A 23,871-nucleotide genomic window follows, 5' to 3' on the forward strand; every position below is an offset into this window, starting at 1 on the left:
TCGGCTTCCTCGGCGTCATGTCCGGGCCGCTGGTCCGCTCCTCCTACCGCGCCGGCCGCCTCTGGGCCACCGCCATGCGCAAAAAGGGCTGGGACATCCCCGAAGCCCTGGCCCACATCGAGTCCTCCGGCACCACCCGCCAGGAAGCCTCCACCATCCTCGCCGCCCACAGCTGAACCAGCCCACAGCTGAACAGGCGCGGCGGCAGCAGTACCAGCAAGCAGTTCCGAAGGACCGGATGCCATACGTCATGGCGTCCGGTCCTTCGGCGTACATCACGTAGAATTAAGGCACTATGGCGAAATCCCCTGATTCCAGCAATTCGACCCCCTCGGCCGACGCACCCAAGCGTGGGCTGTTCCAGCGCAAGCCCATGGAAGCCAAGGCCAAGAAGCCGAGCCAACTGAAGCAGATCGCTGAAGTCTTCAAGATGACCCGGCGGAATGATCCGCAGGTTGTCTGGATCATGCTGCTGGCTTTCCTTGCCGTGGTTGCCGTGGCGTTCCTCATCGGCTTCCTGCTGGAAAACTGGGTCACAGGCCTTATTATCGGTATCCCCCTGGGCCTTCTGGCTGCCGTGTTCATCCTTTCGCGCCGGGCTGAGAAAGCCGCCTTCGCGCAAATCGAGAACCAGCCCGGCGCCTCCGGTGCCGCCTTGGGTACCCTCAGGCGCGGCTGGGTCACACAGGATCAGCCCGTCGCCGTCAACCCGCGCACCCAGGACGCCGTCTTCATGGCGATCGGACGTCCCGGCGTCGTACTGGTCAGTGAAGGCCCCACGCACCGCGTGAAGCCGCTGGTGGATGCCGAGCGCAAGCGTCTGGCGCGCATCCTGCCCAACGTCACCATCCATGTCCTGGAGTCCGGTCGTGGCGAGGGCCAGGTGCCCCTCAACAAGCTCGCAAAGACCATGGGCAAGCTGAAGAACGAACTGACCAAGGTTGAGGTCAACGCTGTTTCCAAGCGCATCAACTCCCTTGGCAACCGCCTGCCGATCCCCAAGGGCATCGACCCCTACAAGGCCCGTCCCGATCGCAAAGCCGCACGTGGCCGCTGATTTCTGAACCGAAAAAACCGCCCCCACCTCTCGAAAACAGAGGCGGGGGCGGTTTTTTGTTACTTTACATACGGATGAGGATGGTGTTCATGGCTTTATCGTGAAGGCCACGCTGGTCGGGATCGAAAACAACGGCCGGGATTACAAGGCATAGAAGCAGCGTGCGCACTACGGCGGCCAGCGGACCCGCGGGCGCTCCCCCCAACCGAACCACGTGAATGCCGGCGATTCTGTGTCCAACACTGTAACCGAGAGTGCCGATCAGCAGGATCTGCTCCACCGCGAAAATAGCCAGCGTAGCCCACTGGTTTCCACCGAAGGCAAAATTGCTAATGACCAGCGCGATGGTCCAGTCGATCACGATGGCGAGAATGCGGCGCCCTGCACGCGCCATCGACCCCGGACCGGACTCGGGAAGGCCAAGCCGTTCACCGGGATATTTGGAGATGCCGGAAGTGTCCGGGCCGCTCAACCAGGAGCCTATGTCTTTTCGATCTACCACCCTCCCAGCGTAGTCGCTGGACCGGGCGCCGGCATGACGGGTGGTGACGCTGAAGTGGGGGTCCGGCGGCGATAGGGTGTTCGACCAGCGGACCCACGTGGACCTGACACCGGACAGCAGACTACCGTTTATATGACAGATGATTTACACGACAGATGATTCTGTAACCTGCCGGAAACAATACTGACACCCCCGGGAAATCCCATCTCCCTATGGTGGTATGAGTTGCCAGCCACCAGGCAAGGGGACCTTTTTGTGTTTCCTGCGCCTCGGTCTGGGCTGCACCACGCGGCCTTCCGGGCCTGTTACTTGATATGCATAAGGAGCATAGATGTTCAAGACTGCGGACGAAGTCCTCAAGTTCATCAAAGACGAAGACGTCAAATTCGTCGATATCCGCTTCACCGACCTTCCTGGTGTCCAGCAGCACTTCAACGTGCCGGCCAAGAGCGTTGACCTGGACTTCTTCGTCCACGGCCAGCTCTTCGATGGATCTTCCATCCGCGGCTTCCAGGGCATTGCCGAGTCGGACATGCAGCTCATCCCGGATGTGACTTCGGCTTTCATCGACACGTTCCGCATCGAGAAGACCCTCGCACTGAACTTCTCCATCGTGAACCCGCGTACGGGCGACCCGTACCACCGCGACCCCCGTGGCGTGGCTGAGAAGGCTGAAGCCTACCTGGCCTCCACCGGCATCGCCGACACCGCATTCTTCGCTCCTGAAGCCGAGTTCTTCGTCTTCGACAACATCCAGTACGAGTCCTCCCCGCAGGGCAGCTTCTACAAGATCGATTCCGAAGAAGCCCACTGGAACACCGGCCGCAAGGAAGAAGGCGGCAACCTCGGTTACAAGACCCCCGTCAAGGGCGGTTACTTCCCGGTGTCCCCCACCGACAAGCAGGCTGACCTCCGCGACGCCATGTGCGTTGAGCTGGACAAGGCAGGCCTCGAGGTCGAGCGCTCCCACCACGAGGTTGGCTCCGCCGGCCAGGCTGAGATCAACTACAAGTTCACCACGCTGACCGCAGCTGCTGATGACCTGCAGAAGTTCAAATACGTCATCAAGAACACCGCTGACGCCTGGGGCAAGTCCGTTACCTTCATGCCGAAGCCTGTCTTCGGTGACAACGGCTCGGGCATGCACTGCCACCAGTCGCTGTGGAGCAACGGCGATCCCCTGTTCTACGACGAGAAGGGCTACGCCGGCCTCTCCGACACCGCTCGTTGGTACATCGGCGGCCTGCTGAAGCACTCCTCGGCAGTCCTCGCCTTCACCAACCCGACTGTCAACTCGTACCGCCGCCTGGTCAAGGGCTTCGAAGCTCCCGTGAACATGGTTTACTCGCAGGGCAACCGCTCCGCCGGTATCCGTATCCCGATCACGGGTACCAACCCGAAGGCCAAGCGCATCGAGTTCCGCGCTCCGGACCCCTCGTCCAACCCGTATCTGGCATTCGCTGCCCAGCTGATGGCTGGCATCGACGGTATCCGCAACCGCATCGAGCCCCCGGCTCCCATCGACAAGGACCTCTACGAGCTCCCGGCCGAAGAAGCCAAGGACATCCCCAAGGCTCCGGGTTCCCTGGAAGAAGCACTGGAGGCCCTGCGCGAGGACAACGAGTTCCTGCAAGCCGGTGGCGTGTTCACCCAGGACCTCATCGACACGTGGATCGACTACAAGTACGAGAACGAGATCCGCCCGCTGTCCCTGCGCCCGAACCCCTACGAGTTCGAGCTCTACTACGGCGTCTAAGCCCCAGCATCCATAAAGAAGGCCAGCCCCATCCTCACGGATGGTGCTGGCCTTCTTTATGCGCAGGTACTATTCAGACTTTCCCTGCTCGCGGTCCCTGATGTTCTTGGTGATCTCGTCCAGTTTCTCTTTGACGAAGCTCGCAGCTTCGGAAAGACCCTTTTCTGCGCTGCCCAGGGGATCCAGCTGCAGATAGACGGTGTGGTCGATCGGCAGGTCGTATTCATCTTTCAGGTGCGTACCACCGCCAACGCCGTCGAGGGATAGATAGACGAGGGCCTCGGTCCGCGCAATGCCGGCAATGGTGCCGAAGACTACCGTGAAGTCATTGGGCTGAAAGCTGACCGATTGACCCACGTGGCGCCGGTCGAGTTCTCCGGCATGAACTGCCTTTTCAGTCGGGCTTCCGTTGTATTCCATGGACTTTCCCTCCGATTCGAGATCAGTAACACCTAGAGTCTATAAGGATACTTAGTGTCGAGTGCAATGCATGTGTCAGCGGAAGGCCTTGTACATTGTCCTCTGCGGCCCCGAGTTTCCGCCCAGATACCGCCCGGAGTCTACAAGGCCGGCCTTTCTGTAGGCCGCCAGCCCTGCCGGATTGCGCTCGTTGACAGACAGAACGACGCCGGCCTGCCCGCCTCCCAGCCTGGCCGTCACTTTTCGCGCTTCCTCCACCGCGGCCCGCGCCGCCAGCGTGCCGAGGCCACGCCCTTGGCTTCTTGTGTCGATCAGGAATCCCCTCAACAACCACACCGAGCCGTCGTCGGGCCAGCCCGCGAGCATGGCCGCTCCGGACTGGAGGGTCAGTACACCAACGGCTGCTCCTCCTGACTCAATGACGTACGGGAGGCGCGACTCCTCTTCCAGGGAAATGAGCATCATCCGCAGCGGATCCCCCACGAAAGCACGCTGGTTTTCTCCTACGGTCAACTCCGCAACTGCCCCGAGCTGGATGGCGCGAGCGTCGTCGTCGAGCATCTTGAGGGGAATCAGCCAGACATCACCTTGCCCGCTGTGATTACTTTCGATTGAAAACACGCCGTCAAAGTCATGTTCAAGCATTTGTGGCAGTTCTCCTATTAGGGTTGTCCCAACCGTTTCCGACGACCAAGGGACTACTTCCGATGAGCAAGCCCAACGTCATCCTCATTTGCGTCGATGAGTGGAGGGGCGACTGCTTGTCCTCGGACGGCCACCCTTATGTCCAGACACCGCACCTCGACGATCTTGCCCGGAACGGTGTCCGTTTCTCCAAGGGCTATTCTGCTACACCGTCATGCGTACCTGCCCGCGCAGCTTTGTTTACCGGCCAATCGCAGGAAAGGCATGGCCGCGTCGGCTACAACGACGGCGTACCTTTTCATGCCGTCCATCCGGTGACGCTGCAAGGAGAATTCAGGAAAGGCGGCTATCACACCCAGGCCATCGGGAAGATGCACGTGTGGCCGGAGCGCTCCAGGCTCGACTTTGATGACGTTGTCCTGCACGACGGATACCTCCACCATGCCAGGCAGGAACACCAACAGAACTTCGCCAAGTTTGACGACTACGTGCCCTGGCTCCGACGACAACCCGGAATGGGTCCGGACGCCGAGTATTTCGATCACGGCGTCAACTGCAATTCGATTGTCGCCCGCCCCTGGGACAAGGCCGAGAATCTGCATCCTACGCATTGGATCGGCACGCAGGCCATCGAATGGATGCACCGGCGCGATCCTGCTAAGCCTTTCTTCCTCTATCTTTCCTTTCACCGCCCGCACCCACCGTACGATCCGCCGTCGTGGGCCTTCGAACAGTACCTCAACGTACCACCGTATGAAGCGGTGGAAGGCAACTGGGAACAGCACTGGAACGAGCATCGGCAGGACGGGAACTACCAGGCCAGCTACGGCAAAATCCCTGACCACGTTGTCCACCGAGCCAGGGCGGGCTACTACGGGCTGATGGCCCAGATCGACCTGCAGGTAAACCGGATCAAGGAGTCACTGGCCGACTTCGGGTTGCACGACAACACCGTGATCGCCTTCACCAGCGACCACGGCGAAATGATGGGCGATCACCATATGTTCCGCAAGGCGGTCCCCTACGAAGGATCTGCCCGGGTACCGTTCATCATCTCCAATTCCCCGTCTGCTCAGCAGGCCGCACGCGGAACGGTGGTGGACCACGTGGTGGAACTTAGGGACATCATGCCCACCCTGTTGGACCTGGCCGGGTTGCCCATCCCGGATTCCGTGGACGGAGAATCACTGGCACGCCTCGTCCGGGGCGAGAACACCGAAGCCGTCAGGGATGTCCTTCACGGGGAACACGTGTATTGGGGCCAGAACCTGCACTGGTTGACCGATGGCCACCACAAATACATTTGGGGTTCCGGTGAAGGGACTGAGGAACTGTTCAATCTCGACGCCGATCCCCAGGAACGGTACAACCTCGCCGAAGCGCCCGATTGCCTCGGTGAACTGCTGACATGGCGCCAACGAATGGTGGAGACACTCAGGGACCGTGAGGAGGGCTACGTCATTGATGGGGCGCTGACGCCGGGAGCTCCGGTGGTCGCCATGCTTCGGCATGCGCGGGAAAAGGCGGCCACAGCCACGCCTTAGTTGGCGTAGAACATCTTCTCGAAAACCGCCCTGGCCCTGCGGCTCAGCCGGAGGTAGTCCTCCTCGAAGTGGCCCGCGTTTCCGGGCGGGTAGCCACACCAGCGTGCCACGGCTTCAAGGTCCTTCCGGGATGACGGCAGGAGATCGGAGGCACGCCCGGTCACGATCACGTTTGCCGAGCGGATGCGGCTGGCCAGGCGCCACGCCTCCCGCAGCAGTGCGGCGTCGTCTTCGCCGATGAAGTCCAGTTCCTCGGCAGCGGCAAGGGCCTCAAGGGTTGAACTGGTCCGCAACGCCGGATGCTTCCCGGCATGCTGGAGCTGGATCAGCTGCACCAGCCATTCGACGTCGCTCAGGCCACCGCGGCCCAACTTTACGTGCCTGGCAGGATCAGCGCCCCGTGGCAGCCGCTCAGACTCCACCCGGGCCTTGATACGCCTGATTTCCCGGACATCCTGCTCCTGCAGTTCCTGCGGATACCGGATGGGATCGATCAGCTTCAGGAAATCGGCCGCCAACTCATCCGAACCAGCCATCGGGCGCGCACGCAGCAGCGCCTGGGCCTCCCAGATCAAGGACCATCGGCGATAGTACTCGGCATAGGAATCCAAGGACCGCACCATCGCGCCGTTCTTGCCTTCCGGCCGGAGGTCGGCATCGACCATGAGCACGCGCTCGGCCATGATGGCCGGCTTGAGCGGCTGGGTGAGGAAGCTGGAGATCTTGGCGACGATCGCCGTCGCCTGTTCCTGCGCCTCGGCGTCAGTGAAGCCAGGGCGGGCCCGATGGACATACATGACATCCGCGTCAGAGCCGTAACCGATCTCGCGGCCGCCCTGCCTCCCCATGGCAACCACCAGGACATCGGTTTTCAGCGGCCCTGAACCAGCAATCACAGCCTCGGCCACATGCAATGCTCCCAGGACCGCAGCCCGGTCTGTCTCCGCCAACGCCAGGCCGACGGCGTCCTGGTCAAGGAGGCCTGCGCTGTCAGCGATGGCGGTCCTCAGGATCTCCCGCCGCCGGATCAACCGGATGAGCCGCATGGCGCTCTCGGGATCCGGGTGCCGGGAGAGCTTGGACTGGATTTCCTGCCATTGGGCTTCGAAACGTACCGGGGCCAGTTCTTTGTCGCTCCCCAACCACGCCACGGACTCCGGGGATACTTCCAACAGGTCCGAAATCAAACGGGAATTGGCAAGAACCTGGCACAAGCGTTCGGCGGCTGCCTGCGAATCACGGAGCAGGCCCAAATACCAGTGCGTGGTACCAAGCGCTTCGCTGACCCGACGGAAGGCGAGCAGCCCCGCATCCGGGTCCACGCCCTCGGCGAGCCAACCCAGGAGGATCGGCAGGAGCTGCCGCTGCAGCGCCGCCCGGCGACTGACACCCGCGGTCAGGGCCTCAATATGCCGCAGGGCGCCTTGCGGATCCAAGTAACCAAGGGCGGCGAGGCGACCCTGGGCTGCTTCGGGACTGAGCTTTGCGTCTTCGCTGCTCAGCTTGGCGGCCGTGTTGAGCAGCGGACGGTAGAAGATCCGCTCATGGAGTTCACGCACGGATTTCTTGGTCTTTTGCCACGCACCCATCAGCTGGTCGGGGTGCGGACGCTCCAACGAAAAGGGACCAAGAACGGCTTTGGCCAGGAATCGCTGGGCATCCTCGGTCACCGGCATGAGGTGGGTCCGCCGCAGCTGGAACAACTGGATCCGATGCTCCAACAGGCGGAGGTAGCGGTAGGCATTGTCGAAGGCAGCGGCGTCGGAACGCCCGATGTAGCCACCGGCCGACAGTGCTGCGATCGCCGACGTCGTGTCCCTGCAGCGGAGGGATTCATCGGACTTGCCGTGAACCAACTGCAGCAATTGGACGGTGAACTCTACATCCCGTAGTCCGCCACGTCCCAATTTGATCTGGCGCTGCTCTTCGGACGCGGGAATGTAGTCAGTCACCCTCCGGCGCATTGCCTGCACGGACTCCACAAAGCCCTCACGGCCCGCGGAAGACCATACGAGCGGTTCCACCGCTTTCTCGTAACGCTGGCCGAGTTCCCGGTCGCCGGCGATGGTCCGCGCCTTCAGCAGCGCCTGGAATTCCCAACTTTCGGCCCATCGTGCGTAATAGCTCAGATGTGAAGGAAGCGTGCGTACAAGCGGCCCGGACTTACCTTCCGGCCGGAGATTGGCATCGACCTCCCACAGCCCCGGTTCCGGGGCAAAAGAGGAGATCGCCCGGGAAATACCGGACGCCAGGGCAGTACCGATGGTGGATGCCCGCGCATCCTCCAATTCTTCGGACTCGATGACATAAATGACGTCAACGTCCGAAATGTAGTTCAGTTCGCGGGCACCGCACTTGCCCATGCCGATGACAGCAAGTCCGACGTCGGCGATTTCGTCTGCATCGTAGTGATCTGCCGCTTCGGCCCGGGAGACGGCGAGGGCGGCCTCGATCGCGGCGCCAGCGAGGTCGGCCAGCTCAGCACCGGCCGCGGGCATGAAGTCCTGCGGCGAAGCTGCGCACAAGTCCTTGATGGCCAGTTCTGTGAGTCCCCTGCGGTAGGCGGTCCGCAGGGCGGCGTAGGCCGGCTGTCCCGTGATGCCGGCCACGGGCCGATGGGCTCCCGGCTCAGCGTTTACCGAGCGAAGCAGCATGGCCCGAAGATCGTCGCCCGAAGCCTGCATGGGCTCCGGGCTCACGCGGGTATCGAAGACGTCCAAATGCTCGGGCCGGCGCATCAGGAACTCCCCGAGCGCCTCGGAGGCACCGAGCAAACGGTACATGGGCTCGCAGGTATCAGGATCCGCTGCGGCCAGCTTCTTCAGGCCGGGGTTCTTCTCGATAAGCCGGACCAGTGATTGCAGGGCAGTATCGGGACTGGCCGCCATTGAAAGCCCGGCAAACAGCGCGTCCTCGTCGATGCCCTCAAGTTCCGGGGCAGCGAGGAAGCGCTCCCCTTTTTCGAGGTCACTGAATCCGGCTGAAATGAGCCGTCGTGCAAGGCTCACTGGCCCTGCCTAGAGAATGCCGAGATTGCGCTGCAACTCATACGGAGTGACCTGGAGCCTGTAGTCCTGCCACTCGGCCCGCTTGTTGCGGAGGAAGTGCTCAAAGACCTGCTCGCCAAGAATTTCCGCCACGAGCTCGGATTCCTCCATGGCACGGATGGCATCGTGAAGGCTGGCGGGCAACGGTGCGTGGCCCATGGCCTTGCGCTCGGCGGTGGTCAGCGACCAGACGTCGTCCTCGGCGGCAGCGGGAAGTTCGTAGCCTTCCTCAATGCCCTTCAGGCCTGCACCCAACAACACTGCGTATGCAAGATACGGGTTGGTGGCGGAGTCGATGCCGCGGTACTCGATACGTGCCGACTGGCCCTTTCCGGGCTTGTACAGCGGGACGCGAACCAGCGCCGAGCGGTTGTTGTGTCCCCAGCTCAGGTAGCTCGGTGCCTCGCCGCCACCCCAGAGCCGCTTGTAGGAATTCACGAACTGGTTGGTGACAGCGGTGAACTCGGGTGCGTGCTTGAGGATACCGGCGATGAACTGGCGTGCGGTCTTGGAGAGCTGGAATTCGGCTCCTGCTTCGAAGAAGGCGTTGGTATCGCCCTCGAACAGCGAAAAGTGCGTGTGCATTCCGGAACCGGGGTGGTCGGTGAACGGCTTGGGCATGAACGTGGCGTAAGTACCCTGCTGCAGTGCAACTTCCTTGATGACGGTGCGGAACGTCATGATGTTGTCCGCTGTCTGGAGAGCGTCGGCGTAACGGAGATCAATCTCGTTCTGGCCCGGGCCGCCTTCATGGTGGCTGAACTCCACGGAGATGCCCACGGATTCGAGCATGGTCACTGCCGTACGACGGAAGTCCTGTGCAACACCACCGGGAACGTGGTCGAAATAGCCACCCTCATCCACGGGAACCGGCGAACCATCCGGGCCCAGGTCCTTGGACTTGAGCAGGTAGAACTCGATCTCAGGGTGGGTGTAGCACGTGAACCCCATGTCTGCGGCCTTGGCCAAAGTCCTCTTCAGGACGTTGCGGGGGTCGGCGGCGGAGGGTTCACCGTCCGGCGTCAGGATGTCACAGAACATTCTTGAGGTTTGTTCGGTCTCCCCACGCCACGGAAGGATCTGGAAGGTCGAGGGATCAGGCTGGGCGAGCATGTCGGATTCGAACACGCGTGCCAGGCCTTCAATCGCGGAGCCGTCAAAGCCAAGGCCCTCTTCAAAGGCGCCCTCGACTTCGGCGGGCGCAAGCGCCACCGATTTAAGGGAACCCACGACGTCGGTGAACCACAAGCGTACGAAGCGCACGTCACGCTCTTCGATTGTCCGCAGAACGAACTCTTGCTGGCGGTCCATAGGGCCTCTTTTCCGGTTCAGTGTCCATGCCGCTGGTTTCAAGGGATAGAAGCCACGGCAGCTCAGCCTTCACTCTACTAAGAGTTCCGTGCTAATGCCGCAGCAGTAGCTGCGCGTAACACACCGTTTACATAAGGTGACGCCCGGCACACTGGTGGCAGCCGCCGTCGGCACGGCTTAGGCTCTATCCATGGCCCCGAGCAACCTCCCTGAGTCCACCACGCCCGCCGAAGTTCCCGCCCCTTACGGAAGCGGCCCAGGAACCGGTGCGCAGACACCACCGGCGGCCGGCAGGAAGCCGGCCAGCCGGATACGGATCCACCACCTTCAGCAGGCCAAGGACAACGGCGAACACTTCGCCATGTTGACTGCCTATGAGCAGTACACGGCGGAGATTTTCGACCAGGCCGGCATCGAGGTCCTGCTGGTGGGCGATTCCGCCTCCAACAATGTATTCGGCAACGAGACCAGCCTTCCCGTCACCGTTGATGAGCTCCTTCCCCTGACGCGGGCAGTGAGCCGGGCAGCCAAGCGTGCCCTGGTTGTCGCCGACCTTCCCTTCGGAAGCTACGAAATTTCCCCGGGGCAAGCCGTAGCAACCGGAGTCCGGTTCCTGAAGGAAGGCCTGGCCCACGCGGTCAAAATCGAGGGCACGGCCTACTACGCGGAGACCGTCAAGGCCATGGTCCAGGCAGGCATTCCGGTCATGGCGCACATCGGCTTCACGCCGCAGAGCGAGCATGCCCTCGGTGGTTACCGGGTGCAAGGTCGCGGCGACGACGCACAGCGACTCGTGGACGATGCCCTGGCGCTGCAGGATGCGGGAGCGTTCAGCGTCCTCATGGAAATGGTCCCGGCTGAAACAGCTGCAGTGGTTGATGCTGCCTTGAGGGTTCCAACGGTGGGCATCGGCGCGGGAAACCACACCACCGGCCAGGTCCTCGTGTGGCAGGACATGGCCGGACTCCGGGGCGGCAAGATGGCCAAGTTCGTCAAGCAGTACGCGGACCTGCGTACCACCCTGACGGACGCCGCTGCCGCCTATGGCGAGGACGTCCGGTCCGGACAGTTCCCCGGACCGGAACACTCCTTCTAGGCGGACGTTGGCTAATCGTCGTCCTGGGCATCCCAGGCGTCATTGCGGGCTTTGACCTTTTCCAAGGCGTGCTCGGCTTCTTCCCTGGTCTTGTAAGGGCCAATCAGCTGGGTCCAATCGGACATGGCGTCCTCTTCGATCTCGTGCGTCTTGACGTTGTACCAGTACTCCGTCACGTCTCCTCCTCAGGTCTGGGGCCGTTCAACGCGTAACGTTGGCGCAGTCACGGGGACCTTGCCGCATATTGTTACTTACGTCTCTTGCGTGCCTTATATGATCAATCTATGCCTTCTCTTGCTTCGACTGCACCCATTGGCGCCCTCACCCCGGGAACCATCAGCCCTGAACGCCCCGTCCCCGCATCGATTCCCCGGCCGGAGTACGTCGGCAAGAAGGCTCCCGCGAAGTTCACCGGCTCCGAGGTTAAGTCGCCTGAAACCGTGGAGAAGATCCGCAAGGCCAGCAAAATCGCCGCACAGGCGATCGTCGAAGTCGGCAAGCACATCCAGCCAGGGGTCACCACCGACCACCTGGACAAGGTGGGCCACGAGTTCCTCCTGGACCACAAGGCCTACCCGTCCACTTTGGGATACCGGGGCTTCCCCAAGTCCCTTTGTTCCTCCCTCAACGAGGTGATTTGCCACGGCATCCCCGATTCCACCGTGGTCCAGGACGGGGACATCCTGAACATCGATATCACCGCCTTCATTGGCGGTGTCCATGGGGATACCAACTACACTTTCCTGGTTGGCGACGTGGACGAAGAGTCCCGTCTGCTGGTTGAGCGTACGCAGGAGTCGCTCAACCGGGCCATCAAGGCCGTGGCCCCGGGCCGCGAAATCAACGTAATCGGCCGTGCCATCCAGTCTTACGCCAAGCGCTTCGGCTATGGCGTAGTGCGGGACTTCACTGGCCACGGCGTGGGCGAGGCCTTCCATACGGGCCTCATCATTCCGCATTACGACGCAGCCCCGGCGTACAACACCGTGATCGAGGCAGGCATGGTCTTCACCATCGAACCCATGCTGACCCTCGGCACCATCGAATGGGACATGTGGGCCGACGACTGGACAGTGGTCACCCGGGACCACAAACGAACGGCCCAATTCGAACACACGCTGCTGGTCACCGAGACCGGCGCGGAAATCCTGACCCTCCCCTAAGCTCCCCGGAAGGTCCACGCAGCCTCGCCGGCTGTGCCTTGCCCATCCCCTCCTGCCATGATCGGAAATGCATTGTCCAAGAAGGATGAGAAAACCCACAAGAACGCACCGTTGATCGGTATCGACATCGGAGGTACCGGCATCAAGGGCGGCATCGTCGACCTGAAGAAGGGCAAGCTGATTGGTGACCGCTTCCGGGTCCCCACGCCGCAGCCTGCGACGCCGGAAGCCGTCGCCGATGTTGTTGCCGAAATTGTCGAGGAACTCTCCAAGCGCCCCGACGCCCCCGCAGCGGATTCCCCGGTGGGTGTGACTTTTCCCGGCATCATCCAGCATGGCGTGGTCCACTCCGCCGCCAATGTTGACAAGTCCTGGCTTGAGGCAGACATCGACAAGAAGTTCACCCAGCGCCTGGGCCGTCCCGTCGAGGTCATCAACGACGCCGACGCCGCCGGCCTCGCCGAAGCACGCTACGGCGCGGGCGAAGGGGTGGACGGCACCGTCCTGGTAATCACGCTCGGAACCGGGATCGGATCAGCGTTCATTTTCAACGGGCAGCTGGTCCCCAACGCCGAGCTCGGCCACCTCGAGGTGGACGGACACGACGCCGAGACAAAGGCCTCGGCCGTCGCCCGCGAACGCGACGGCCTCAGCTGGGACGAATACGGCGTGCTGCTCAACCGCTACCTCCAGCACGTTGAGTTCCTGTTCTCCCCCGAGCTGTTCATTGTGGGCGGTGGCATCTCGAAGCGTTCGGACGAGTACTTCCCCCACCTCGACCTCCGCACCAAGATCGTGACCGCCAAGTTGAAGAACGACGCCGGGATCGTTGGCGCTGCCCTCGAAGTAGCCCTGCACCACAAGCTCGCCAAGTAAACCGGACGTGGCAGTGGGCTCAGACGCCGGGGCAGGCATAGCGATCATCACAGGAGCCAGCCGGGGAATCGGCGCTGCCGTGGCCCGCGCGTCGGCCCAGGCTGGATATGGGGTCGTGGTCAACTACTCCTCGGACGCCGCGGGTGCAGATGCCGTAGTCAGTGGTATCCGCGCCCAGGGCGGCAGGGCACATGCCGTCCAGGCGGACGTCAGCCGGCCCGCCGACGTCGTGCGCTTGTTTGACGAAGCGGAACAATGGGGAACCGTAACGGCCGTGATCAACAACGCGGCCATCACAGGCAACCTCATCGGTCCACTGGTGGACGTACCCACCGTGACAGTTCAGCGTGTTTGCGACGTGAACGTGGCAGGCATGATCTTCATGTGCCAGGAAGCTGTGAGGAGGCTCTCGTTGGACTCCGGTGGCCCCGGTGGTTCCATCGTCAACATTTCCTCCACGGCGACCAAAGCCGGCTCGCCCGGTACCTGGGTCCACTATGCCGCCACGAAAGGTGCGGTGGACACCTTGACCGTGGGGCTGGCCGCCGAAGTAGCAAAGCAAGGCATCAGGGTCAATGCAGTAGCGCCGGGCAGCACCAATACCGGCCTGCACGCTGCGGCAGGGATGCCGGACAGGGTGGAGAGGCTCAATCCCACTATCCCCATGGGCCGCGGAGCCGAGCCTGAAGAAGTTGCTGCGGCTGTGATGTGGCTGATGTCCGAGGACGCCGGTTACATTACCGGTGCGGTGTTGCCGGTATCCGGCGGCCGCTGATCCGGCCCAAGCTTTTGATACGGCCATGTTTTGATCCGGCCAGGCCATGGTGCCGGTGGCGGCTGCGGCTTCCCCTCCGCTGCCGCCACCGGAGTTAGAGTTGGCTCGCCTCGGAGCCTTTGGGGTGCTTGCTTCCGGCTTTCGCGTGACCTTCATGCTCATGCCGGAGCAGCGCAATGGCGGACTCGAAGTCCTCCAGTGACTCAAATGCCTGGTAGACGCTGGCGAACCGGAGGTAGGCCACCTCATCGAGTTTGCGGAGCGGGCCCAGGATAGCGAGCCCTACCTCGTGGGCATCGATTTCGGCAGCACCGGAGGATCGGATGTTCTCTTCCACTTCCTGCGCCAGCATGGCGAGGTCGTCCTCGGTGACGGGCCGTCCCTGGCAGGCCTTGCGCACGCCGCTGATGACCTTGATCCGGCTGAACGGCTCGCCCACGCCGGAGCGTTTGATGACGGACAAGCTCGTGGTCTCCACCGTGGTGAAGCGGCGGCCGCATTCCGGGCACTGCCGGCGGCGGCGGATGGAAGAACCGTCGTCTGCCATGCGGCTGTCGACCACGCGGGAATCGGGATTCCGGCAGAACGGACAATACACGCTGGGCCTCCCCTGACAACTCCGGCACGGTGCCGAACCGGCAGGACGCCGGATACGCAAAAGGTGCCGGAAGATTCACTTCCGGCACCAGTTTACGTAGGTAAACACCGTAATGACAAGCTTGTAATTACTACATGTAGTGGTGGGGACCCTTATATGTAGTGGTTGCCGTGCTATTGAAAGCGGATTCGGACGGCATCCCCATGGCCGGGGAGGTCCTCTGCGCCGGACAGGCTCACGATGTGGCTGCTTACCTGCTCCAGTGCCTCACGGTTGTAGTTGATGACCTGGACGGCGCGCAGGAAGGTAGTTACGTTCAATCCCGACGAGAACGCCGCCGTACCGCTGGTGGGCAGGACGTGGTTGGAACCAGCGCAGTAGTCGCCCAGGCTGACAGGGCTGTAGTCGCCCACGAAGACTGCCCCGGCGTTGTGGATCCGCGCAGCTACCGCAGCAGCGTCCGCCGTCATGATTTCCAAGTGCTCCGCGGCATACGCGTTACAGACCGCGATCCCTTGCTCAAGGTCATCCACGAGCACCACGCCGGATTGCGGGCCGGACAAGGCCTCAAGAACGCGGGCGCTGTGCTTGGTGGCGGCGGCTTGCCGTTCAAGCTCAAGTACGACGGCGTCAGCCAACTCGACGGAGTCGGTCACCAGGACTGAAGCTGCTTTTGGATCGTGCTCTGCCTGGCTGATGAGATCGGCAGCCACCAATGGCGCCTGGGCGGTGGAGTCGGCGAGGATCGCGATCTCCGTGGTTCCGGCCTCCGAGTCGATGCCCACCACGCCTTTGACCAGCCGCTTGGCAGTGGCAACGAAGATGTTGCCCGGCCCCGTTACTACATCCACGGGCTCGATGGGCAATTCGTCGCCGGATCCCGGGATCCCGTACGCGAACGACACAATGGCCTGGGCGCCGCCAATGGCGTAGACCTCGTCAATACCCAGCAGCCTGGCCGCTGCGAGAATCGTCGGGTGCGGAAGTCCGCCGAAGTCCTTCTGCGGCGGTGACGCCAAGGCGATCGATTCGACGCCGGCGGCCACTGCGGGAACGACGTTCATAATGACAGACGAAGCCAGCGGAGCAAGTCCCCCGGGAACGTAAAGCCCCACCCGCCCCACTGGAATCCAGTTCTGGCTGACAACGGCACCGTCTCCCAGGGAAACATCCACATTGGTAGGGCGTTGCCGGTCGGCGAACTGACGTGCCCGGCTGATCGACTCTTCAAGGGCGGCGCGGACGTCCGGATCAAGTCCGGCCAGGGCCTGGGTCAGCGCCTCCTGGGAAACCCTGGGGTGCGACTGTTCAACGCCGTCGAACTTACTTGCCAACTCAGCCAACGCGCTGAAGCCGCGGCTGCGGACAGCGGTAATGATGTCCTGGACCTTCTGTTCCGCGTCCGCCATGGTCTGATGGCGCGCCCTGGGCACGGCCGCGCGGAGCTCAGCCAAGGAGAGGCTACGGCCCCGGAAGTCAACGCTCCGGAAGTTCAAGGCGGCTGGGGCGGAAGTATCGGAGGAAGTGGTCACCCAGCTATTTTACGGGCTTGGTGGAGAGAACCCCGAATAAAGACAGGACGAAGGTGACAAAGGCAGTTGCACCGGTCCACAGGAGAAGTACCGCGTAGGACCGAAGCGTGAATCCGTACCCTGGTCCGAGGTTCGGGTTGGGCGGAGGACCCCACAGCTGGGCAGCCAGCAGTCCGGCCAGCCACGCGATGAGCGCACCCGCAACGCCTCCAAGAAGCGCGTACACCAAACGGGGGCGGGCGCGGCTCCCCTGCAGCTTCCCATCAAGAAAAAGTCCCGTCACGCACCCTGACAACAACATCAGGGCCGCCAGGACCAGGTCGCGCGGAAGCCACGACTCGGGGTTGTCAGGATTCGACAAATCGGGATTGCCGGAGATGAGGTTGAGTCCTCCCGGAGCCAACAGCCACCACAGCAAACCGACGACGACTCCGGCAGACGCAGGCAGAACAAGCCAAAGAATGTCCTTCGAAGGCCGGGATCTGGGGGCCGGAGCCGGTTCGGAAACAGCTGGGAGGTTCACAATGGGCTCGGTCATGCAACTCACATTAACAAACGTTCACGCATGCTCCGCAAAAAGGAGAACCGCAGCGCGGTAGGAATACTCTGGGATGAGAGGACACACCCACCCCAGGAGATGACCACCGTGGCAAGCGAATCATCCGGCTTCGAACAGACATTCCGGGAAATGTTCCGCAGGCATGCGGCCGGAGTCGCCATCATTACGGCCAATCTCAACGGCAAACCCTTCGGTTTTACTGCTACATCAGTAGCGTCACTTTCAGCCGAGCCACCCCGTTTCACCTTCAACATGGCCAGGAGCTCCAGTTCATGGCCGGCGGTGGCAAACGCCGAATACATCGGTGTGCACATGTTGGGGCTCGAAAACCAGGCGCTGGCCAACCGGTTCGCACGGACCCGCGACCGGTTTGAAGGCGATCACTGGGAACCCGGTCCGCACGAGGTACCCATCCTCAAGGACGTGAGCGGCTGGCTGGTGGGCAAGATCCAGATGCGCCTGTCGTTCGAAAACAACGCAGTGGTCGTAGTGGAGGTAGTGGACGGCCAAGTAGTCGGGGACGGCGTCCCGCTGCTGTACCACAGCGGCGCCTACAGCCAGCCGGCGCCGCTGGACTACGAGATCTGACTCCTGCCCGCTACTGTTCCGTCCCTGCTAGTTGTCCAGGCAGGCCGGACCCAGCAGGACCTTCAGGTCCCCGAAGAGCGAGGGGCTGGGATTTACCCGCAGGTGCACGGGCAATCCCATGACCTCCACCTTGGTGTCGCCCATCAGCTTCAGCCGGACCTCCGAATTTCCGCGGTGGGTGCGAAGGACGTCCCGCAAGTCCGTTACTACTGACTCAGTGGCCTTGAACGTGGGAATGGTAATCACCACTGGACCATTGACGCTTTCGCTCAGGTCCGGAACCGAGAGCTCCATGCAGTTCAAGGTCACGGCGCCATCATCCCGGCGCTGCAGCCGGCCCTTAACTACTACGATGAGGTCTTCGGCCAGCACAGAAGCAATGGGACCGTAAACCTGGCCAAAGAACATGACCTCCATCGATGCACCGAGGTCCTCGATTTCCGCCCTGGCATACGCGTTGCCACTGGCCTTGGCGATCCTGCGGCTCAAGGAAGTGATCATGCCCGCGATGGTGACGATGGCGCCGTCGTGTGGTCCGTCCTCGGCGATGATGGACGCAATGGACTGTTCCGCATGCTGGCTCAGGACGCCCTCGAGCCCCTGCAACGGGTGGTCCGAAACGTACAGGCCCAACATGTCCCGCTCGAAGGAGAGCTTGTCCTTCTTCTCCCACTCGGGCAGGTCCGGAATCTCCGTAGTGAGCGAGGCCTCCGGCTCCTGGTCTTCAAACCCGGCGAAGAGATCGAACTGGCCGATCGCCTCATTGCGTTTGAGGGTGATGACTGAGTCAATGGCCTCTTCGTGGATCATCGCCAGGGCCCGGCGATGGTGGCCCAGGGAGTCGAAGGCACCTGCCTTGATCAGTGATTCAATGGTGCGCTTGTTGCAGACCACCGCAGGGACCTTGAGGAGGAAGTCCTTGAAGGACGTGTAGTTGCCTTCGGTTGCCCGCGTGGAAACCATGGCATCCACCACGTTGACGCCGACGTTTCGGATGGCGCCCATGCCGAAACGGATGTCCGTTCCCACCGGGGTGAAGTTCAGGGATGATTCGTTGACATCCGGCGGGAGCACGGTGATGCCCATGCGGCGGCATTCGTTGAGGTAGATCGCGGACTTGTCCTTGTCATCGCCCACGGAGGTCAACAGGGCGGCCATGTACTCCGGCGCGTAGTGCGCCTTCAGATAGGCCGTCCAGTAGGAAATAACCCCGTACGCGGCCGAGTGCGCCTTGTTGAAGGCGTAGTCGGAGAACGGAAGCAGGATGTCCCAGAGCGTCTTGACCGCCGCCATGGAGTAGCCGTTGTCCTGCATGCCTTGGGAGAACCCGGCGAACTGCTTATCCAGTTCGGACTTCTTCTTCTTACCCATGGCGCGGCGGAGGATGTCTGCCTGGCCGAGCGAGTAGCCCGCCAGTTTCTGGGCCACGGCCATGACCTGCTCTTGGTACACGATCAGGCCGAACGTGCCGCCCAGGATTTCCTTGAGCGGTTCTTCCAGCTCCGGATGGATGGGAATGACTTCCTGGATGCCGTTCTTGCGCAAAGCGTAGTCCGTGTGCGCGTTGGCACCCATGGGACCGGGACGGTACAGCGCGAGGACTGCGGAAATGTCTTCGAAGTTGTCGGGCTTCATGAGCTTCAGCAGCGACCGCATGGGACCGCCGTCGAGCTGGAAGACGCCCAAGGTGTCACCCCGGGCCAGAAGCTCGTACGACGCAGCGTCGTCGAGTTCAAGGTTTTCCAGGTCCAGGTCCACGCCCCGGTTCATTTTGATGTTTTCAAGGGCATCCGAAATGATCGTCAGGTTCCGGAGGCCCAGGAAGTCCATCTTGATCAGGCCGAGGCCTTCAGAGGTGGGATAGTCGAACTGGGTGATGACCTGGCCGTCCTGGAAACGGCGCATGATCGGAATGACGTCGATGATGGGGTCCGAGGACATGATCACACCGGCCGCGTGCACGCCCCATTGGCGCTTAAGGCCCTCGATGCCCAGCGCAGTCTCGAAGACCTTGGCGGCCTCAGGGTCGGTGGCGATGAGCTGCCGGAAGTCCCCTGCCTCGCTGTAGCGCTTGGACTCCGGGTTCTGGATGTCCGCCAGCGGAATGTCCTTGGCCATGACCGCCGGCGGCAGTGCCTTGGTCAGCGTCTCACCCATGCTGAACGGGTAGCCCAGCACGCGGGAGGAGTCCTTGAGCGCCTGCTTGGTCTTGATGGTTCCGTACGTCACGATCATCGCCACGCGCTCGTCGCCATACTTCCTGGTGACGTAGTCGATCACTTCCGAGCGGCGACGATCATCGAAGTCAACATCGAAGTCGGGCATGGAAACGCGGTCGGGGTTGAGGAAGCGCTCGAAGATCAGGCCATGCTGGAGGGGATCGAGGTCGGTGATGCGCATGGCGTAGGCCACCATGGAGCCTGCACCGGAACCACGTCCGGGACCCACGCGGATGCCGTTGTTCTTGGCCCAGTTGATGAAGTCGGCCACCACAAGGAAGTACCCGGGGAAGCCCATGGAGGTGATGACGCCGAGTTCATAGTCGGCCTGCTTGCGGACGTTGTCCGGGATGCCCTGGGGATAGCGGTACTTGAGGCCGGTATCGACTTCCTTGACCAGCCAGGAGGTCTCGTCCTCTCCTGGTGGGCAGGGGAAGCGGGGCATGTAGTTTGCGCCGGTGTTGAAGGAAACTTCGCAGCGCTCGGCGATCAGGAGCGTGTTGTCGCAGGCTTCCGGGTGGTCCCGGAACAGCTCCCGCATTTCCCGCGGAGATTTCAAGTAGTAGCCGCTGCCCGAGAAGGCGAAGCGGGACCCGCCGTTGTCGTAGGTCGGCTCCAGCAGAGTCGAACCGGACTGGATGGCCAGCAGGGCCTCGTGCGCCTTGGCATCGTGTTCGTGGGTGTAGTGGAGGTCGTTGGTGGCTACCAGCGGGAGATTGAGTTCCTTCGCCAGGCGGAGAAGGTCTCCGGTCACGCGCCGTTCGATGTCCAGGCCATGGTCCATCAGCTCGCAGAAGTAGTTTTCCGCGCCGAAGATGTCACGGAATTCAGCAGCGGCTTCCACAGCCTCGCGGTAGAGTCCCAGGCGCAGTTTGGTCTGCACCTCACCGGACGGGCAACCCGTGGTGGCAATGAGGCCTTCCGAGTAGGTGTTGAGCAGTTCGCGGTCCAGGCGCGGCCACTTGCCAAAAACAGAATCCAGGGAGGCAATCGAGGAGGCGCGGAACAAGTTCCTCATGCCTGCGTTGTTGTAGCTCAGCAGGGTCATGTGCGTATAGGAACCACCGCCGGAAACGTCGTCCTTGCGTTGGCTTTCATCGCCCCAGCGAACGCGCTCTTTATCACCGCGGGCGGTCCCGGGAGTCACATAGGCTTCGACGCCGATGATCGGCTTGATGCCCTTGTCCGTCGCCTTGCGCCAGAAATCAAAGGCTCCGAACAGATAGCCGTGGTCCGTGGTGGCAAGGGCGGGCATGCCCAGGCGTTCAGTCTCGTCGAACAGCTCCCCCAGCCGGGCCGCCCCATCCAGCATGGAGTATTCGGTGTGGGTGTGAAGGTGGACGAACGAATCATTGCTGGAAGTCACCACGACAGTCTACCGTCCCGTTACCCCAGCCTGATGGAGCCGGCCACACCACGGTGGAGCTAGGCAGATCCTGTTGCGAGCAGGTCCAGTGCGTACTGGAGATCCGCCGGATAATCACTGGCAACTTCCACCCACTCGCCGGTCCGCGGATGCGTGAAGCCAAGCTGGCGCGCATGCAGCCACTGCCTGGTCAACCCGAGGGTTGCCGCCAGGCGGGGGTCGGCCCCGTAGGTGAGGTCTCCGGCACAGGGGTGCCGCAAGGCGGAGAAGTGAACCCTGATCTGGTGGGTCCGTCCGGTTTCCAGGTGCACTTCCACCAAGGTTGCTTTGCCGAAGGCTTCCAAGACCTCATAGTGGGTCACAGACGGCCGTCCGTCCTCGATGACGGCGAAGCGCCAGTCGTGGCCCGGGTGGCGGCCGATCGGCGCGTCAATCGTCCCCACCAAGGGATCGGGCAGACCTTGGACGACGGCGTGATACACCTTATCGACGGTGCGGTCCTTGAAGGCCTGCTTCAACACCGTGTAGGCATGCTCGGTCTTGGCTACTACCATCACCCCGGACGTGCCGACGTCGAGCCTGTGGACGATTCCGGCACGCTCAGCCGCTCCGGACGTGGAGATCCTGTAACCCGCGCCGGCGAGGCCGCCAACCACCGTGGGGCCAACCCAGCCGGGAGAAGGGTGCGCTGCGACTCCTACCGGTTTGTCGATGACAACGAAATCCTCGTCGTCCATCAGGATCTTCAGGCCTTCCACAACTTCCTCCACCACTTCCAGGGGGTCACGCCGGTCGGGAACCGTGACGTCCAGTACAGCGCCGGCAACGAGCTTTGCCGATTTTCCCAGGGGCGCTCCGGCGCTTGTGACATTGCCCTCGGCGATCAGCAGGGCCGCGGAGGAACGGGATATGTCCAACAGCTGGGCCAGGCCAGCGTCCGCGCGGACACCCGCCAGATGCCCGGGTACAACCACGGAGTCACTCACCGGCAGGACCATCCCCGGCCGGTTTGGCATCCCGGGAAGGTTTCGCGGCCGCCACGTGCCGCTTGCCGTCCATGCCGATTCCCCGCAAGGTCAGCAAGCAAATAATGACGACGCCGGATACCACGGCGGAGTCGGCGATGTTGAAGATCGCGAAATTGGGCAGCTGGATGAAGTCGACCACGTGTCCCATGGCGAACGACGGCTCCCGGAACAGCCGGTCGGTCAGGTTGCCCAACGCTCCTCCCAGCAACAGGCCCAGGGACAATGCCCACCAAGCAGATCCCAGGCGACGAAGCTGGAAGAGGATGGCCACCGATACCGCCGCCATGACGATCGTGAAAATCCACGTCACGTTCTCACCAATGGAGAACGCTGCGCCGGAGTTCCTGATGTAGTACCAGTGCAGCAGAGGCGGCAGGACGGGGATGCGCTCCCCCTCGGTCATGGTGCTTGTCACCCAGAGCTTGGTGAGCTGGTCAAAGGTGTAAGCGAACGCGGCGAAGCCGGCAAAAAGCCAGAGCATGGCCGGACGCCACTTACGCCGTGCGGTCGGCGCTGGCTGCGAGGCGTCATCGGTAAGGTCGTCGGTCATAGTGCTTTCATTCGGGAGGCGTGGCGGTCTGCTTCAGGGCTTTAACAGCGAAAGCCGGTGGCCGAGGAGTCCTCAGCCACCGGCTTTCAGAATACTTGCTAAACGTCTGCGGTTGCTTCGCCGACCTCGGGGGCGGCAACGGAACCACGGGCGTCGAGATCGCGCAGCTGGCCTTCGATGTAGGCCTTCAGGCGTGAGCGGTAGTCACGCTCGAAGCCACGGAGCTGCTCAACCTTGCGCTCCAGGACAGAGCGCTGCTGCTCGAGGGCGCCAAGGATCTTGCGGGACTTTTCCTGGGCGTCGTTGACGAGGCTGGAAGCCTCGATCTGAGCCTCGGCAATGATCTTTTCCTTCTGCTGTGCACCATCGGATACGTGCTTGTCGTGCATCTGCTGCGCCATGGCGAGCAGGCCTGCAGCGGATTCAGCGGAGGGGGTAACGCTGTTGCTTGCGGCCGGGGCCTTTGCAGCGGCGGCAGCCTGCTCGGCTTCCTTCTTCTTGGAAGCTTCGGCAGCCTTGGCTTCAGCCTCGGCCTTCGCCTCGGCTTCCTTGTCGACCTTGACGGGAGCCGGAACCTTCTCGACGACCGGAGCTGCAGCGGTTGCAGCAGGTACAGCCGAACCAGCTTCGCCGAGCTTCTTGCGGAGCTCGTCGTTTTCCTGGTTCAAGCGGCGCAGTTCCACCACGATCTCGTCCAGGAAGTCATCTACCTCGTCCTGGTCGTAGCCTTCGCGGAACTTGGTCGGCTGAAAGCGCTTGTTGACAACGTCTTCTGGCGTCAAAGCCATCTGGTCACCTCGTTGGTCTAGTTAGTCAGTAGGCCTTCCGGCCGTTCAAAACTACGGTACCTAAATAACATCTTGTTCCTCCAATTCAACACCATCGTGTTGAATTGGCGAATTTGCGGCCTGTGAACCATCGGTGGTCCAGGTTCCGCGGGCAGTCAGGCCAGGCTGTTGGTCACCGCCATGGCAATACTCACCGCAATTATCAGGATCAGGAAGCCCAGATCCAAGGATATTCCGCCCAATTGGAGTGGCGGTATCAGCCGACGGAGCCTTCCCAGAGGCGGATCCGTGACGGAGTAGACCACGTGTGCTGTAACCAATGCCACACCCCTGGGCCGCCACTGGCGGGCAAACATCTGGACCCACTCAAAGATGAGACGGATGATCAGGGCGATGAAGAACAGGAACAACACAATATAGATAAGGCCGAAAACAATGCCCACGAGTTAGC

At 62.2% G+C, this 23,871-nt stretch carries 22 protein-coding genes and 1 pseudogene; 9 read left to right on the top strand and 14 right to left on the bottom strand.

Annotated features, from left to right (window positions below):
• A pseudogene (locus tag PJL15_RS17060) lies at positions 1–176 on the top strand (lipoyl synthase); the annotation flags it as partial.
• A gap of 119 nt (positions 177–295) precedes the next feature.
• On the top strand, positions 296–1,057 hold the full coding sequence (locus tag PJL15_RS17065; protein WP_281452335.1) for a DUF4191 domain-containing protein: 762 nt from the start codon (positions 296–298) through the stop codon (positions 1,055–1,057).
• A gap of 64 nt (positions 1,058–1,121) precedes the next feature.
• On the opposite strand, the gene PJL15_RS17070 is transcribed toward PJL15_RS17065, so the two are convergent.
• Entirely contained in the window at positions 1,122–1,559 is a 438-nt protein-coding gene (locus PJL15_RS17070; RefSeq protein WP_281452336.1) for an RDD family protein, read from the bottom strand.
• A gap of 331 nt (positions 1,560–1,890) precedes the next feature.
• Between PJL15_RS17070 and glnA (PJL15_RS17075) the strand changes: the two genes are divergently transcribed.
• Entirely contained in the window at positions 1,891–3,315 is a 1,425-nt protein-coding gene (glnA, locus tag PJL15_RS17075) for a type I glutamate--ammonia ligase (protein ID WP_018779319.1), read from the top strand.
• Between the two features lie 69 nt (positions 3,316–3,384).
• Here glnA (PJL15_RS17075) and PJL15_RS17080 read toward each other — a convergent pair whose 3' ends face one another.
• Together PJL15_RS17080 and PJL15_RS17085 are read right to left on the bottom strand one after the other, a co-directional pair.
• Positions 3,385–3,735 (bottom strand): hypothetical protein, encoded by a 351-nt coding sequence (locus PJL15_RS17080; protein WP_281452337.1) that lies wholly within the window; start codon positions 3,733–3,735, stop codon positions 3,385–3,387.
• A 75-nt stretch (positions 3,736–3,810) separates the two neighbouring features.
• Positions 3,811–4,380, bottom strand: a complete 570-nt coding sequence (locus tag PJL15_RS17085) for a GNAT family N-acetyltransferase (protein ID WP_281452338.1) — start codon at positions 4,378–4,380, stop codon at positions 3,811–3,813.
• A 62-nt stretch (positions 4,381–4,442) separates the two neighbouring features.
• Here PJL15_RS17085 and PJL15_RS17090 point away from each other — a divergent pair, with 62 nt between their 5' ends.
• Positions 4,443–5,924, top strand: coding sequence for an arylsulfatase (locus PJL15_RS17090; protein WP_281452339.1), 1,482 nt, complete (start codon positions 4,443–4,445; stop codon positions 5,922–5,924).
• Here PJL15_RS17090 and PJL15_RS17095 read toward each other — a convergent pair.
• Positions 5,921–8,932 (bottom strand): bifunctional [glutamine synthetase] adenylyltransferase/[glutamine synthetase]-adenylyl-L-tyrosine phosphorylase, encoded by a 3,012-nt coding sequence (locus tag PJL15_RS17095; RefSeq protein ID WP_281452340.1) that lies wholly within the window; start codon positions 8,930–8,932, stop codon positions 5,921–5,923. The genes PJL15_RS17090 and PJL15_RS17095 overlap by 4 nt on opposite strands.
• A 9-nt stretch (positions 8,933–8,941) precedes the next feature.
• Positions 8,942–10,282: a type I glutamate--ammonia ligase gene (glnA, locus tag PJL15_RS17100; RefSeq protein WP_018779314.1), complete on the bottom strand. Its 1,341-nt coding sequence runs from the start codon at positions 10,280–10,282 to the stop codon at positions 8,942–8,944.
• 190 nt (positions 10,283–10,472) lie between these two features.
• Here glnA (PJL15_RS17100) and panB point away from each other — a divergent pair, with 190 nt between their 5' ends.
• Positions 10,473–11,378 (top strand): 3-methyl-2-oxobutanoate hydroxymethyltransferase, encoded by a 906-nt coding sequence (panB, locus tag PJL15_RS17105; protein ID WP_281452341.1) that lies wholly within the window; start codon positions 10,473–10,475, stop codon positions 11,376–11,378.
• A gap of 11 nt (positions 11,379–11,389) precedes the next feature.
• Here the strand turns inward: panB and PJL15_RS17110 are convergent, their stop codons facing one another.
• Positions 11,390–11,554, bottom strand: a complete 165-nt coding sequence (locus PJL15_RS17110) for an SPOR domain-containing protein (protein ID WP_011774435.1) — start codon at positions 11,552–11,554, stop codon at positions 11,390–11,392.
• A 108-nt stretch (positions 11,555–11,662) separates the two neighbouring features.
• On the opposite strand from PJL15_RS17110, the gene map reads away from it, so the two are divergent.
• The 3 genes from map to PJL15_RS17125 all read left to right on the top strand — a co-directional run bounded on the left by map (position 11,663) and on the right by PJL15_RS17125 (position 14,192).
• The gene (gene map / locus PJL15_RS17115) at positions 11,663–12,541 is read left to right on the top strand and encodes a type I methionyl aminopeptidase (RefSeq protein WP_281452342.1); all 879 of its coding nucleotides are present in this window, start codon (positions 11,663–11,665) and stop codon (positions 12,539–12,541) included.
• A 72-nt stretch (positions 12,542–12,613) separates the two neighbouring features.
• Complete coding sequence (ppgK, locus tag PJL15_RS17120; RefSeq protein ID WP_281452395.1) at positions 12,614–13,417, top strand: polyphosphate--glucose phosphotransferase; 804 nt, start codon at positions 12,614–12,616, stop codon at positions 13,415–13,417.
• A gap of 7 nt (positions 13,418–13,424) precedes the next feature.
• Entirely contained in the window at positions 13,425–14,192 is a 768-nt protein-coding gene (locus PJL15_RS17125) for an SDR family oxidoreductase (protein ID WP_281452343.1), read from the top strand.
• Between the two features lie 94 nt (positions 14,193–14,286).
• On the opposite strand, the gene nrdR is transcribed toward PJL15_RS17125, so the two are convergent.
• The 3 genes from nrdR to PJL15_RS17140 form a co-directional block, all read right to left on the bottom strand.
• Positions 14,287–14,790 (bottom strand): transcriptional regulator NrdR, encoded by a 504-nt coding sequence (nrdR, locus tag PJL15_RS17130; RefSeq protein WP_281452344.1) that lies wholly within the window; start codon positions 14,788–14,790, stop codon positions 14,287–14,289.
• A 173-nt stretch (positions 14,791–14,963) separates the two neighbouring features.
• The gene (hisD, locus tag PJL15_RS17135) at positions 14,964–16,322 is read right to left on the bottom strand and encodes a histidinol dehydrogenase (protein WP_281452345.1); all 1,359 of its coding nucleotides are present in this window, start codon (positions 16,320–16,322) and stop codon (positions 14,964–14,966) included.
• A 4-nt stretch (positions 16,323–16,326) separates the two neighbouring features.
• Positions 16,327–16,860 carry a hypothetical protein gene (locus tag PJL15_RS17140; protein WP_281452346.1) on the bottom strand — a complete coding sequence of 178 codons (534 nt, stop codon included), beginning with the start codon at positions 16,858–16,860 and terminating at the stop codon, positions 16,327–16,329.
• A gap of 99 nt (positions 16,861–16,959) precedes the next feature.
• On the opposite strand from PJL15_RS17140, the gene PJL15_RS17145 reads away from it, so the two are divergent.
• The gene (locus PJL15_RS17145; RefSeq protein ID WP_432443834.1) at positions 16,960–17,469 is read left to right on the top strand and encodes a flavin reductase family protein; all 510 of its coding nucleotides are present in this window, start codon (positions 16,960–16,962) and stop codon (positions 17,467–17,469) included.
• A 27-nt stretch (positions 17,470–17,496) separates the two neighbouring features.
• Here the strand turns inward: PJL15_RS17145 and dnaE are convergent, their stop codons facing one another.
• The 5 genes from dnaE to PJL15_RS17170 form a co-directional block, all read right to left on the bottom strand.
• Positions 17,497–21,054, bottom strand: coding sequence for a DNA polymerase III subunit alpha (gene dnaE, locus PJL15_RS17150; protein ID WP_281452348.1), 3,558 nt, complete (start codon positions 21,052–21,054; stop codon positions 17,497–17,499).
• Between the two features lie 59 nt (positions 21,055–21,113).
• The gene (locus tag PJL15_RS17155; protein WP_432443835.1) at positions 21,114–22,052 is read right to left on the bottom strand and encodes an RluA family pseudouridine synthase; all 939 of its coding nucleotides are present in this window, start codon (positions 22,050–22,052) and stop codon (positions 21,114–21,116) included.
• Positions 22,033–22,632, bottom strand: coding sequence for a signal peptidase II (gene lspA, locus PJL15_RS17160; protein WP_281452350.1), 600 nt, complete (start codon positions 22,630–22,632; stop codon positions 22,033–22,035). Before lspA ends, PJL15_RS17155 begins: the two co-directional genes overlap by 20 nt.
• 98 nt (positions 22,633–22,730) lie before the next feature.
• Entirely contained in the window at positions 22,731–23,420 is a 690-nt protein-coding gene (locus tag PJL15_RS17165) for a DivIVA domain-containing protein (RefSeq protein ID WP_281452351.1), read from the bottom strand.
• A 155-nt stretch (positions 23,421–23,575) separates the two neighbouring features.
• Positions 23,576–23,863, bottom strand: a complete 288-nt coding sequence (locus tag PJL15_RS17170) for a YggT family protein (protein ID WP_281452352.1) — start codon at positions 23,861–23,863, stop codon at positions 23,576–23,578.
• Positions 23,864–23,871: the final 8 nt, after the last annotated feature.

The organism is Paenarthrobacter nitroguajacolicus, assembly GCF_029952445.1.
GTDB classification, from domain to species: Bacteria; Actinomycetota; Actinomycetes; order Actinomycetales; family Micrococcaceae; genus Arthrobacter; species Arthrobacter nitroguajacolicus_B.